Annotated in this window: 9 protein-coding genes and 1 pseudogene; 7 read left to right on the top strand and 3 right to left on the bottom strand. The window is 62.8% G+C overall.

Annotated features, from left to right (window positions below):
- Nucleotides 1-41: 41 nt before the first annotated feature.
- Nucleotides 42-1,091, bottom strand: a pseudogene (locus NKI96_RS29110) (polysaccharide pyruvyl transferase family protein); the annotation flags it as partial.
- Between the two features lie 293 nt (nt 1,092-1,384).
- On the opposite strand from NKI96_RS29110, the gene NKI96_RS29105 reads away from it, so the two are divergent.
- The 6 genes from NKI96_RS29105 to NKI96_RS29080 all read left to right on the top strand — a co-directional run bounded on the left by NKI96_RS29105 (nt 1,385) and on the right by NKI96_RS29080 (nt 9,021).
- Nucleotides 1,385-2,557, top strand: a complete 1,173-nt coding sequence (locus tag NKI96_RS29105; protein ID WP_023694196.1) for a glycosyltransferase — start codon at nt 1,385-1,387, stop codon at nt 2,555-2,557.
- Nucleotides 2,558-2,599: 42 nt separating this feature from the next.
- On the top strand, nt 2,600-3,595 hold the full coding sequence (locus NKI96_RS29100; protein WP_023694195.1) for a glycosyltransferase family 2 protein: 996 nt from the start codon (nt 2,600-2,602) through the stop codon (nt 3,593-3,595).
- Nucleotides 3,592-4,539 carry a glycosyltransferase family 2 protein gene (locus NKI96_RS29095; protein WP_352807398.1) on the top strand — a complete coding sequence of 316 codons (948 nt, stop codon included), beginning with the start codon at nt 3,592-3,594 and terminating at the stop codon, nt 4,537-4,539. Before NKI96_RS29100 ends, NKI96_RS29095 begins: the two co-directional genes overlap by 4 nt.
- On the top strand, nt 4,529-5,479 hold the full coding sequence (locus tag NKI96_RS29090; protein ID WP_023668796.1) for a glycosyltransferase family 2 protein: 951 nt from the start codon (nt 4,529-4,531) through the stop codon (nt 5,477-5,479). The genes NKI96_RS29095 and NKI96_RS29090 overlap by 11 nt, the downstream gene beginning before the upstream one ends.
- Nucleotides 5,480-5,555: 76 nt before the next feature.
- Nucleotides 5,556-6,452 (top strand): UTP--glucose-1-phosphate uridylyltransferase GalU, encoded by an 897-nt coding sequence (gene galU / locus NKI96_RS29085; protein WP_023668795.1) that lies wholly within the window; start codon nt 5,556-5,558, stop codon nt 6,450-6,452.
- Between the two features lie 190 nt (nt 6,453-6,642).
- Nucleotides 6,643-9,021: a polysaccharide biosynthesis tyrosine autokinase gene (locus tag NKI96_RS29080; RefSeq protein WP_352807395.1), complete on the top strand. Its 2,379-nt coding sequence runs from the start codon at nt 6,643-6,645 to the stop codon at nt 9,019-9,021.
- An 89-nt stretch (nt 9,022-9,110) separates the two neighbouring features.
- On the opposite strand, the gene NKI96_RS29075 is transcribed toward NKI96_RS29080, so the two are convergent.
- The gene (locus NKI96_RS29075) at nt 9,111-9,812 is read right to left on the bottom strand and encodes a metallophosphoesterase family protein (RefSeq protein ID WP_352807393.1); all 702 of its coding nucleotides are present in this window, start codon (nt 9,810-9,812) and stop codon (nt 9,111-9,113) included.
- Between the two features lie 71 nt (nt 9,813-9,883).
- Nucleotides 9,884-11,791, bottom strand: coding sequence for a propionyl-CoA synthetase (locus NKI96_RS29070; protein WP_352807390.1), 1,908 nt, complete (start codon nt 11,789-11,791; stop codon nt 9,884-9,886).
- A 218-nt stretch (nt 11,792-12,009) separates the two neighbouring features.
- Between NKI96_RS29070 and NKI96_RS29065 the strand changes: the two genes are divergently transcribed.
- A complete protein-coding gene (locus tag NKI96_RS29065) occupies nt 12,010-12,807 on the top strand; it encodes a DUF2259 domain-containing protein (protein WP_352638366.1) in 798 nt (265 codons plus the stop codon).
- The last annotated feature ends 460 nt before the right edge of the window (nt 12,808-13,267 follow it).

Raw genomic sequence — 13,267 nt, 5'->3', positions numbered from 1 at the left:
CGCTTGGCCACTTCCTTGGTTTTGAACTCGTAGGCGATCGGCAGCACCGGCGTGCCGACGCAAAGCGACATGATCATCATATGCATGCGCGTCGCGACGACGAAGTCGAAGCCCTTCACCAGCCCCATCAACTGGTCCGGCGTGTGGAACGAAGCGTCCACTGTCACGTGGCTGGCGATCTCAGGATCGAGCTCGGCAACGATGGCCTGTGCGGTCTTGGAATCGTCATGGGCATATTCCGGCACGCCCTGACACGTGGAGACGAAGGTCACCTCCTTGCCAAGGTCCCTGACAAGAATTGTGGCGATCTCGCGGATCGAATCCAGATAGCGGCGCATGCCGCCCTCACCGTCGCTGACGTAGTTCCAGTGGCGGACCGAAATAGCGACGCGGCCCGTCGACGCCGGCGGCTGGCTGGAAGCGAGACGCTTGCCGATCCTGTCGGTATCGGCCAAGGCGAATACGGCATCGGCCACCACGTGGCACTTTCCGAGATCCTTCACCAAGTCCCGGATATGGGTCCGCGACCGTTCGTCGCGCAACAGGATGAGCGGACTGCGGTCAAAGATCGGGCCGAGCTCCTGGCGGTTGTAACTTTTGTCGAACGGACCGAGGGATTGCGTGAAGAAGACCGGATCTTTGCCAAATACGGCATCGAGCCTGAACTGATTGAGGCGTCGTTCGAGATTGTAGTTCTCGACGAGATAGGTTCCCCCTGTGGTGACCACCATGTCCGCGTCGGCGTAGATATCGAGACCGCGCCGGTCGCGATGGCTGAAAAAATTGCCTAGCGCGCTGCTGCCAAACCAGCGCAGGGCCTGGAGAACGAGCCGATTGTAGATCGGCTTGAACCGGTCCCTCAGCCCGCTGCCATTCTTGTATCGGAACAGGGATTCCGACAGCAGCTTATGAAATTCGAGGTCGGGATAATCCGTCTTCGGATAGAGTCGTTCCGCAACCTCGGGCTGGCTGTCGAAGACGGCAAACCGCACGTCGCCTTGCACGATCGTCCTGAGAATGTGGCGGATCGCCAGCAGAATCGCCGCATCCCCGGTATTCAGGCAGACTGTGTTTTCAACGACGATCTTCATGGATACCTCATTTCGTCAGCAGATTCCGCGGCGGGGCCTGCGGTGCCTAGGACGGGCATGGTGACCGAAAATACCCACGCCAGGACGATCCCGATGCGGCTCGCGTCACAATTCATCGCTGCATCGGGCTGGGTGACCAGTCAGAGCGGCGCTCAAGCCCGACGGAGGGTAACGCATCAATTTTGCAGTGCAACAAAAAACGTGCACTTATGCTACGGCGCACCAAAAATGTTGCGATGCAGCAAAAGCTGGGTTAGCATTCCCGTGGGTGGGCCAACAGCGGTCGAGTTTTCATGCTGCATGTCTTGTACCTTGTGCACGATGTTTCCGACCCGGCGGTGCGCCGGCGGATCATAATGCTCAAGGCAGGCGGCGCGCGGGTCACGTTGGCCGGCTTCCGTCGGACCACAAATGCTGTTCCCGACGTCGAGGGGCTGCAGCCGGTCGACCTCGGCGCGACGCGTGACGGCCGATTCGGCCAGCGTCTGGCGGCGGTCGCCAAGGCGGCGCTGTCGATAGGCTCGAAGCTTGCGGCGATGCCGAAGCCCGACCTCATCATCGCGCGCAATCTGGAAATGCTGGCGCTGGCCAGGCGCGCCAAGGCCGCCTTTCGCGGCGGCGTGCCGATCGTCTACGAATGCCTCGACATTCATCGCCTGGTGCTGCGCAATGACATGCTGGGCAAAGCGCTGCGCACAGCGGAGCGTTATCTCGCCCGCGACGTGAAGCTTCTGGTGACGAGCTCACCGGCCTTCATCGCCAATTATTTCAAGCCGTTCGGGCAGGTCGCCGCACCGGTGGAACTGGTCGAAAACAAATACTTCGAAACCGCGCCGATCGCCTTGGATGACAGGTCAACGGCCGAAAACCCTGCAGCACCCCCGTGGCGCATCGGCTGGTTCGGCGCGCTGCGCTGCCGCCGCTCGCTGGAGCTGCTGGCCGACTTCACGCGCCGTCAGGGCGGGCGCTTCGAGGTCGTCCTCCGGGGCCGTCCGGCACTCTCGGAATTCCCGGATTTCCACGCTTTTGTCGAGGCCGAACCCTATCTCTCCTTTCGTGGCCCCTACCGCAACCCGGAAGACATGGCCGCGATCTACGGCGAAGTGCATTTTTCCTGGGCGATCGATTTCTTCGAGGAAGGGCAGAATTCGGAATGGCTGCTGCCCAACCGCCTCTATGAGGGCTGCCGCTTCGGCGCCGTACCGATCTCGATGGGCAATACCGAGACCGGGCGCTTTCTCAACCAGCAGGACGTTGGCGTCCTGCTTTCCGATGCCACGCCCGAAATCCTGGAAACCGCGCTCGGCCGCATGGACCAGGAGCACTTCGGCAAGGCCAAGGCGCGTGTGCTGGCCCGCAACCCACGAACCTGGAGTTACGACCGCAGCGACTGCCGCGCCTTTGTCGACAGGCTGCGCGGCCTTGCGGTTGCCCCTGGTTCGTTCGCCACCGAGGCACTGGCCTGAAGGATGACCAATAACAAAAGTGCAGTTCATGGAAAGGCGCCGATGACGCAAACCGAAGCGCTGCCGCCAAGCCTGATCGTCATTCCGTGCCTGAATGAGGCAGCCCATATCGGCGCGTTGCTCGAGCAGCTCAGGCCGGCAGCGCTAAGGCTCGGCGCCCGCATCGTCGTTGCCGATGGCGGCAGCACCGATGGTACTTTGGCCATTGCCGAAGCGGTTGCGGCCAAGGACCCTCAGGTCGTCCTCCTGAACAACCCAAAACGTATCCAGAGCGCGGCGATCAATCTCGCCGTCGCCAGCCTCGGTGACGGCGCCGAATACCTGATCCGCATCGATGCCCATGGCGGCTATCCCGCCGATTATTGCGACCGGCTGGTCGAGGAGGCGCTCGCCACTTCAGCCGATTCGGTCGTCGTCTCGATGCTGACCAGCGGCAGCGGCGCGGTGCAGAAAGCGGTCGCGGCGGCGCAGAATTCCAAGCTCGGCACCGGCGGCTCCAAGCACCGGCACCTTTCCGCCGGCGAATGGGTGGACCATGGCCATCACGCGCTGATCCGGATCTCGGCCTTCACCGCGGTCGGCGGCTATGACGAGACCTTCAGCCACAATGAGGATGCCGAACTCGACTACCGCCTGCGCCGGGCAGGCTACCGCATCTGGATGAGCGGCAAGACGCAGATGGTCTACTATCCGCGTTCGTCGCTGAAGGGCCTGTATTTCCAATATCTCGGCTATGGCCGCGGCCGCGCCAAGAATGTGCTCAAGCACCGCATGATCCCGAAAGTTCGGCAGATGATCCCGCTGCTGGTGGCGCCGGTCGTCCTTCTCGCGGTATTTTCCTTTATCCACTGGCTGGCGGCGGTGCCGCTGCTGGTCTGGGCTTCGGTCTGTCTGGGCTACGGCGCTGTGACCGCCATCAGCCAGCGCAATCCCAACAATGTGCTGGCGGGCATTTCGGCGATGGTCATGCATTTCGGCTGGTCGCTCGGGTTTTGGCTGCAACTGCTCGGCTCGCGATCGCAGCGCGGGGTGGCATGATGGTCGCCGACAGCCGCCGAATCGACATCTGCGTCTGCACGTTCCTGCGGCCGGAACTGGCCGACACGCTGCGGTCGCTCGCTGCCATGGATATGCCTGCCGGTTTCGGCATCGGCGTCATCGTCGCCGACAATGACGACGAGCCGACCGCCGAGCCGCTGGTGACCGCGCTGGCGAGCGAATTGAAGCTCGTGGCCCGCTACCGGCACGCCCCGGCGCGCAACATCTCGGTTGCCCGCAACGCCTGTCTTGATGCCAGCACGGCCGATTTTGTCGCCTTCATCGACGACGATGAAACCGCTTCCCGGCAATGGCTGGCCGAACTGATTGCTATCGCGGAGACAAGCGGCGCCGAGGCCGTGCTCGGTCCGGTGCGGGCGCTCTACCGCTCGGATGCGCCGGACTGGATGCGCAAGGGCGATTTCCATTCGACCTTGCCGGTCTGGGTGCAGGGCGAAATCCGCACCGGCTACACCTGCAACGTCCTTTTGAGGATGAGCGCCGACAGCTTGCGCGACCGTCGTTTCAGCCTGGCGCGCGGCCAGAGCGGCGGCGAGGACACCGAATTCTTCGACCGCATGGTCAAGGCAGGCGGTCGCATCGCCTTTGCGCCGGAGGCGTGGGTCGAGGAAGTCGTGCCGCGTTCGCGAGCCGCTTTCGACTGGCTGCGCCGCCGCCGCTTCCGCTTCGGCCAGACGCACGGCCACCTCATCGGCCATGACGCAGGCGTGATACAGCGTGCGAAGGCTGTCGGCCTTGCCTCGGCCAAGGCCGCCTATTGCTTCGGCATGGCGGCGTTGACTGCGATTAGCCCGGTCCGCCGCAACCGCAGCGTGCTGCGCGGCATCATGCATGTCGGCGTCGTCAGCGGCCTGGTCGGTATCAGCGAAATTCGCCAATACGGACTGTCTTCCCCGCAGCAAGGAGGCAAGCGTGCAGCCTGACGTCTCCTTTGTCATCGCAGCCCACAATGCCGCGGCCACGCTCGACCGGGCGATCGCAAGCGCCATGGCCCAGCGCGATGTCAGCGTCGAAATCATCGTCGCCGATGACCAGTCGCGCGACAACACGCTCGACGTCGCAAGAGCCTATCCAAAAGATGTCGTCAAAGTGGTTGCGCTGCCGGCAAATCGTGGCCCTGGCGGCGCCAGGAATGCCGGCCTCGACCTCGCCACAGGCCGCTGGGTCGCGGTGCTCGATTCCGACGATGCCGTCCTGCCCGGGCGGCTCGCCGCCATGATCGCGCGAGCCGAAAGTGCGGGCGCTGTAATCGCCGTCGACAACCTCCAGGTGGTGCGCGAGGACGGCATTGCCGAAGCGACGATGTTTCCCGCCAAATATCTGGAGGGCCTGCGTGAAATCACGCTCGCCGACTACATCGCTGGCAACATCGTTTTCGAATCCACGTTCAACCTTGGCTATCTCAAGCCGATCTTCCAGCGCCGTTTCCTGATCGAAAACGGGCTTCGCTATGATGAAAGTCTGAGCATAGGCGAGGATTACATCCTGCTCGCCAACGCGCTGGCCAAGAGCGGAAAATGCGTCGTCGAGCCGACGACCGGCTATATCTACCACATCCGCACGGGCTCGATCTCGCGCGTGCTCGAGCTTCACCATATCGAGGCGATGCGCAAGGCCGACGCGGTCTTCGCCGAGACCAATTCCATGGACGCTGCTGCTGCGGCCGCCTTCGCCAAACGCGCCCGCAGCCTGCGCAAGGCGGCATCGTTCCTGTCGCTGGTCCAGCACATCAAGGCGCGTTCGCCGTTGAAAGCGATACGCACCGCGCTAAGTGATCCGGCGGCTGTCAGGCACATGTCGATGCCGATCGCCGTCCGCCTCAAAAGGGTGGCGGCGCAGTTTGCCGTCGGCGCGGAGAGGTAAGGAGGGCGAGTACATGAAGACGTTTGTTCGTGGCCTGCAACAGGCTTGAAATCGATCTGCTCAGAAGGAATTTGCGATGAAGAAAATCAGGAAGGCAGTCATCCCTGTGGCGGGGCTTGGAACACGGTTCCTGCCGGCAACCAAGTCGATTCCGAAGGAGATGCTGCCCGTGGTCGACCGGCCGGTCGTCCAATATGCGGTGGACGAGGCCTTCGAAGCCGGCATCGAGCACATCGTGTTCGTCACCGGCCGCAACAAGGCTGTCATCGAGGACTACTTCGACCTGCACCCCGAACTGATTGGAACGCTCGAACAAACCGGCAAGAAGACCCAGCTGGAGGCGCTCGAAAGCATGCTGCCCGTGGCCGGCGCCACCAGCTTCATCCGCCAGCAGTCGCCACATGGTCTCGGCCATGCGGTGTGGTGCGCACGCGAAGTCATCGGCGACGAACCCTTCGCCCTGCTGCTCCCCGATATGGTGTCGTTCGGTCGCCGAGGTTGCCTGGCTGAAACAGTCGATCTCTATCAGCAGACCGGCGGCAATGTGATCGCCGTCGAGCGCTGTGATCCCAGCGAGACCAGCAAATACGGCATCGTCGGGCGCGGCGCCGAGACAGGCAGCGGCTTCGAGGTGACGGCCATGGTCGAAAAGCCGGCGCCGGCCAATGCGCCGTCGAACTATTACATCAACGGCCGCTACATCCTGCAGCCCGAGATCTTCTCGCTGCTGGGCAACCAGCAGCGCGGCGCCGGCAACGAAATCCAGCTTACCGATGCCATGGTGCGGCTGGCGAAAAGCCAGTCTTTCTTTGCCCAGCCTTTCAATGGCCGCATGTTCGACTGCGGCTCCAAGGAAGGCTTCATAGAGGCGACCATCGCCTTCGCGCTGGCGCGCGACGACATGAAGGGACCTGTGCTGGAAATGCTGCAGGCGTTCGTGCGGTCGCATGAGCGTCAGGAAGTGGCCGCATAATGCCCATCTTTCGAGGGCATATGCGTTTGGACGATGGCGCGGCTCATGCCTGCACGCCTGGCCGCTCAGGCCCGGCGCCGGATGGCATGAAGCTTGCGTTGCATATCTTGCCCCCGATCTCCGCAGCTTCGGACGAGGTGGGACCTGACCCGTCTCGCTCCGGCGCCTGTAACCTAGAATTGGATCGAAGATGAATTATGCCAGCTTTCCTCTCGACAAGAGGATGCCATTGCCCAACCCCGATCAGGAAAAGGGTGAAGACTTCATCGACGTCGAGCGCCTGCTTGGCATGGCGGCGCGTCAGGTCAAGGTGGTGGCGGTCTGCGCCATCATCGGCCTGTTCCTGGGGTTGCTCTATCTGCAGACCACGCCCAAGCAATACATGTCGGTCGCCAGCGTGCTGATCGACGAAGGCCTGAACAAGGTCATCGACGACATCTCGGCTGCATCCGTCACCATGCAGACCGACGCCGCCCTGCTCAGCCAGATCGAAATCATCACCTCGGCGCGGCTGGCCTCGGTGGTGGTCGACAAGCTGAAACTCGACCAGAACGCAGAGTTCATGAACCCGCCGCAATCGGCGCTGGTCAAGGGCATCGGCTTCGTGCGCGGCGTGATCGGCTATTTCCGCTCAAGTTCCGCCGAGCAGATTCCCGGCATGGAAAACGTCGATGAGGCGACACGCCAGGCCATGATGCAGACGGCGCGCCACGACTATGCCGTGCTGAAGCTGCAGAGCGAGGTGCTGGCGCAGCGCAACGGCCGCTCCTATGTGCTCGCCATCGGTTACCAGTCGACCAATCCGGCGCTCGCCACCGCCATCACCAAGGCCTATGCCGACGCCTATCTCGCCGACCAGCTCAACGCCAGTTTCGACGCCACCGAACGCGCTGCGGTCTGGCTGCAGGGCCGGCTGACCGAGCTTCGTCAGAACTCACAGGCGGCCGCTATGGCGGTCGAGAAATTCAGGGCCGAGCATGGTCTGGCCGCCAACAGCGACGGCCAGCTGATCAGCGACAAGCAGATTGCCGATCTCACCGCGCAACTGATCGTCGCGCAGGCCGATACGGCGCGCGCCAGCGCCCGCTATCAGCAATACAAGACCATCGTCGAAAGCGGCTCGGACAATGCCTTCAACGATTCCGCCATCTCAAGCGATCAGCCGGCAAGCTCCGTCATTGCAACGCTCAAGACCCGCTATCTCGCAGTGGCCAAGCGGCTGCAGGACGTGACGGCCAATTTCGGCGCCGACCATCCGCAGGCGGTGGCGCTGGCCAAGGAAAAGGCCGACCTGTCGACCCAGATTTTCGGCGAGTTGAAGCAACTGACCGAAAGCTATCGCAATGAATATGAAGTCGCGCTTTCACGCGAGACCTCACTGAGGCAGAAGATCGCCGACGCGGCCGGCAAGAGCTCCATCGACAACCAGAGCCAGGTCAAACTGCGCGAACTCGACCAGCAGGCGCAGGCGCTGACCACGCTCTACCAGACCTTCCTTAGCCGCTACGAGGAGGCCTCGCAGCAGCAATCCTTCCCGGTCGGCAAGGTCCGCATCATCTCGGATGCCTCAACGCCGCTTTCCGCCTCAAGCCCGCGCACCTCCAGGGTGCTGGCGCTGTCGCTGGTGCTTGGCGTGCTGCTTGGCGCCGGCTTTGGTGGCCTGAATGAGTTCAACGAGCGCTTCTTCAGGACCGGCGAGGACATTCGCGATCGCGTCGGCCTCAAATTCCTCGGCTATTTGCCGATGATCGGCGGCAGGCTCGGCAAGGACGCCGACGGCGGTGCGGCGGATGCCAAAGGCGCCAACACATTGTCGGCGGCCGAGAAACGGGCGCGCATGCGGGTCAGCGTCGATGCGCCGGCATCGATGTTCTCCGAAACGCTGCGCAACGCCAAGATCGCCTTCGACGTCGTTATGGAAGGGCAGGGCAGCCGGGTCATAGGCGTGGTCTCGATCCTGCCAGGCGAAGGCAAATCGACGGTCGCCGCCAATCTCGCCGGATTGCTGGCCGCCAACGGCTCGAAGACGCTTTTGATCGATGCAGATCTGCGCAATCCTGGCCTCAGCCGCAACCTCGGCATGGAGGCCGAGCAGGGATTGATGGAAGCCGTGGTCAACGGCCAGACCTGGCAGTCGGTCGGCAAGGTCGACCGCCAGACCAAGCTGGCGATCATCCCGGCCGTGCTGCGTGGCCAGTTCTCGCATACCAGCGAGCTGCTGTCGTCGGCCGGCATGCGGCGCTTCATCGACAACGCCAAGGAGACGTTCGAGTACATCATCGTCGACCTGCCGCCGCTCGGCCCCGTGGTCGACGCCAAGGCGTTTGCGCCGCTGGTCGACGGCTTCGTGCTGGTTGCCGAATGGGGCCGCACGCCGCGCGCCATGGTGCGCTCGCTGCTGGAGCAGGAACCCTACGTCGCAAGCAAGGTCGTCGGCGCCGTGCTCAACAAGGTCGATCTGAAGAAGCTGCCGAAATACGGCTCGCTCGGCGGCTCGGAAAAGTTCTTCGACCGCTATTCGACCTACTATCTGGAGAAATCGGACGTGCGGGCCAAGACCGCCGCCTGAACGGAGCGCGATCCTGAAAAGGAGCGTGATCCGGAAAAGCGGATCCGGTTTTCGGAAAGGATCACGCTCAAACGAAGAAGCACGGCAGGTCAGGAAAAGATCAGCTTGCCGAATTTACCCGCGATCCTGAGCGCTGTCAGCCGGCCGCTTTGAAAGGCGCCGGTGTCGATGCCGAGCCTTCGCCCGTCAAGCTTGGGGATATCGACCGGCGTGTGCCCATGCACCACAAAGCGGTCGAGCAGATGGGCGGCGTTGAAGAACTCGTCGCGGATGTTGAGCAGGTCCTGCTCATCCTGTGCGGCCAGGTCGATGCCCGGCCTGATGCCGGCATGGACGAAAACGAATTTATCCGAACAGAGCAGCACCGGCAGGCTGCGCAGGAAGTCGATATGGCTGGCCGGAATGACCTCCTTCACGCGCCGGTCGACCGCGTCGCTCGAGGCATAGAGGCTGGCAAGCCGCGCCGGATCGACCCCATAGGAAAACAGCGTCTCGAGGCCGCCGACCGCCAGCCAGCGGTCCCGCGACAGATAGCCGTCGAGATAGTTCAGCATCGCCACTTCGTGGTTTCCCGCCAGGCAGACGCGCAGGAACCCTGTTGGCGGCAGCGCCAAGAGGTGGTCGAGCACGCGCGCCGATTGCGGCCCGCGATCGATATAGTCGCCGAGCATGACGATAATCTTGCGGCCGCGAAATTGCAGCGCGTCGAGCTGGATCTTCTGCTCCAGCGACAGCAATTCCTTGTAGCAGCCATGCACGTCGCCGATCGCGTAGACGACGGTGTCGTCCATATCCATTTCCAGGCGCTCGAGCGGCGCCGGCCGGGGAGGTCTGGACCGCTGAAACAACGCCACTGGGGCCGTCAGACCCCGATGCCGCGGGCTTTGAGCGCCGCGGTGATCTCGTCAAGAATGGCGGGATCGTCGATGGTCGCCGGCATCGTCCATTCTTCCTTGTCGGCGATCTTCTGCATGGTGCCGCGCAGGATCTTGCCGGAGCGCGTCTTGGGCAGGCGCTTGATCGTCACCACGGTCTTGAAGGCGGCGACCGGGCCGATCCGTTCGCGCACCAGCCCCACGACCTCGGCTTCGATGGCATCGATATCGCGGGCGACGCCGGCGTTAAGCACGACGAAGCCGAGCGGTATCTGGCCCTTCATCTGATCGGCGATGCCGATGACGGCGCATTCGGCGACATCGGGATGCGCTGAAAGCACCTCCTCCATGGCCCCGGTCGACAGCCGGTGTCCGGCGACATTGATGATGTCGTCTGTGCGCGCCATGACATAGAGGTAGCCGTCCTCGTCGATCATGCCGGCATCGGCCGTCTTGTAGAAGCCGGGAAATTCCTCGAGATAGGCTCGCCGGAAACGCTCGTCGGCATTCCACAGCGTCGGCAGGCAGCCGGCCGGCAGCGGCAGTTTCACCACCACATTGCCAAGCGTGCCGCGCGGCACTTCATGGCCGGCATCGTCGAGCACGCGAATGTCGTAGCCCGGCATCGGCACGCCGGGCGAGCCGTATTTCACCGGCAGCAGGCCGAGGCCTGCCGGGTTGATGGTCATCGGCGAGCCGGTCTCGGTCTGCCACCAATGATCGACCACCGGCACGTTGAGTTTCTGCTCCGCCCATTTGATGGTTTCCGGGTCGGCGCGTTCGCCGGCCAGGAACAGAGTGCGGAATTTCGACAGATCGTATTTCGGCACGAATTCGCCCTTGGGGTCCTGCCCCTTGATGGCGCGGAAGGCCGTCGGCGCGGTGAACAGCGCGACCACGCCGTGTTCTGCGATCACCCGCCAATAGGTGCCGGCGTCGGGTGTGCCGATCGGCTTGCCCTCGAACAGCACGCTTGTCGCACCATGCAGCAGCGGTCCGTAAACGATGTAGGAATGGCCGACCACCCAGCCGACATCGGAGGCCGCCCAGAATACTTCGCCCGGTCTGACGCCGAACTCGTTTTCCATCGTCCATTTGAGCGCGACCATGTGGCCGCCATTGTCGCGCACGATGCCCTTAGGCTGGCCGGTCGTGCCGGAGGTGTAGATGATGTAGAGCGGGTCGGTGGCGAGCACCGGAACGCAATCGACGTTGGCGCCCGCGGCGCGCTCGCGGGCAACGGCGTCGGCAAAATCGATATCGTAATGCTCCCTCAGATCGCAGCGCAGCTGGTCGCGCTGCAGGATCAGGCAGGCGTCCGGCTTGTGGCGGGACATTTCGATCGCCTTGTCGAGCAGCGGCTTGTAGGCCACGACACGTCCAGGCTCCAGGCCGCAGGACGCGGAGATGACCAGCTTCGGCTTGGCGTCGTCGATGCGGGTGGCGAGCTCGTGCGAGGCAAAGCCGCCGAACACCACCGAATGCACCGCGCCGATGCGGGCACAGGCAAGCATCGCGACCGCCGCTTCGGCCACCATCGGCATGTAGATGATGACGCGGTCGCCTTTGTGAATGCCGCGGTTCTTGAGCACCGAAGTCAGCGCTACCACTTCGCGCTTCAATTCGGCATAGGTGAATTTCTTGACCGTGCCGGTGATCGCGCTGTCGTAGATAAGTGCGATCTGGTCGGCGCGGCCGCTTGCGACATGGCGATCGAGAGCGTTGAAGCAGGTGTTGCAGCTGGCGCCGTTGAACCAGCGCCCGTAAACGCCCGCCTTGGCATCGAAGACGCTGGTCCACGGCGAATACCAGTCGATCGCCTCGGCGGCAGCGGCCCAGAATTGTTCCGGGTCGCGTTTCCAGCCGTCATAGACCTCGTGGTAGCGTGACGCCATTCATCCCTCCTCGGGAAAACTCTCTATCTTGCATTAGCCTATGCGGGTTTTCCCGGCCACGTCTTTCCCCAAATGCCATGTCTTTCCCGAAATTTGAGGCTTGGCCGATCTCGCCTTGGCCATAAATTGCAGGCACCATGGCCGGGTTTGAAATCGGGGCAGGGCGCGCAATGACGGTACGATACGGGGTTGGATCTGCCGTTGGAGCAGCGCTGCTGTTGACGATCGTTTCCGCCGCCCAGGCCGGCGATGCCGCCGCGCGGCGCATCATCGGCTTTTCCCCCGACGGCAAATATTTCGCCTTCGAGCAATATGGCGAGCTCGACGCTGCCGTTTCCGGCTGGTCGCAGATCGACATCATCGACACAAGCACAGACGAGTTCGTCGGCGGCAAGCCGATCCTTGTCCTCGACGAATCGGAAGAGGCGACCACGACGGTGGAGCAGGCACGGGCGCAGGCCGCAAAGCAGGCCGCGCCAATCCTGGCCAAATACGGCATCGCCGAGCGCGGCACGCGCACGGCCTCCGACAGGTTCACCTTCCCGGATGACACGGTCGAGTACAACGACATTTCCCGCCTCGAGCAGGCCGCGCAGAAATGGCTGTCGCCGTTCTATGGCGAAACACAGATTTCGACCATCCAGCTCGATGAGATTTTGGCCGACAGCAAGACGGACTGCTCGGCAAGCTTTGATGACGCCAAGCCAAGCGACCAGGCTCTTCCGAGCGACAAGACACTTCAGGGCGAAAAGAAACTTCAAGGCGCCAAAACGGGCAAGGCGCGCGGCTTCCGCCTGTCGCTGCAGGGGCAGGACGGCAAGCCGTTCAAGGTGCTGCACGAGGACAAGGCCGTGCCGGGCTCGCGCAACTGCCCGACTTCCTACAGCCTGTCGGAATCCTACGAATACACCCCGCCCGGCAGGCCGGCGGTAGTGGCGGTGCTGGTGCAGCGCTTCAGCCAGGGCTTCGAAGGACGCGACCGCCGCTTCATCGCCGTAACCGGCCAGGCACGCTAAGCCGCGGCCCGTCTTGTGGCAGGCAGAAAAAGCTCATGCGCCCGGAGAAAGCAGGGCGTTCGTGTCGGATATCAGGTCTTAAAGCGGCAAGGCCGCCAGCATCAGCCCGACGCCACCCGCGATCAATATGGCGGCTGCCAATGCTTTTCGATGACGTTCGAACGCGGTCGGAGCCCGCTCCCAGTTGTAACGCATACCCAATGCTCTCCCAAAACCCCGCGACTCCATAGCTTACTTTAGGTAAGAAAAGCAAGACCTTGACCCTGCGAGATAGCTGGCTTGACCGTTTGCGGTGGTGATTCCCAGCTGCAATCACCGACTATTTCTGGGGTGCTTCCCTGTTCTCAGGCTCTGAATGATGTGGAAGTTACCACAATCTGAAATTGGATGTCTCCATTAGGCTTCGGTTGCCTGTGTCGTGAGGATGGTGGCGTTGCCGGATTGCCACAGAACGGTCAGG

Origin of the sequence: Mesorhizobium sp. M0292, from assembly GCF_040321695.1 — a bacterium.
GTDB lineage: Bacteria > Pseudomonadota > Alphaproteobacteria > Rhizobiales > Rhizobiaceae > Mesorhizobium.
The sequence above is the reverse complement of the archived record's forward strand: the minus strand, read 5'-3'. Positions and strand labels throughout refer to the sequence as shown.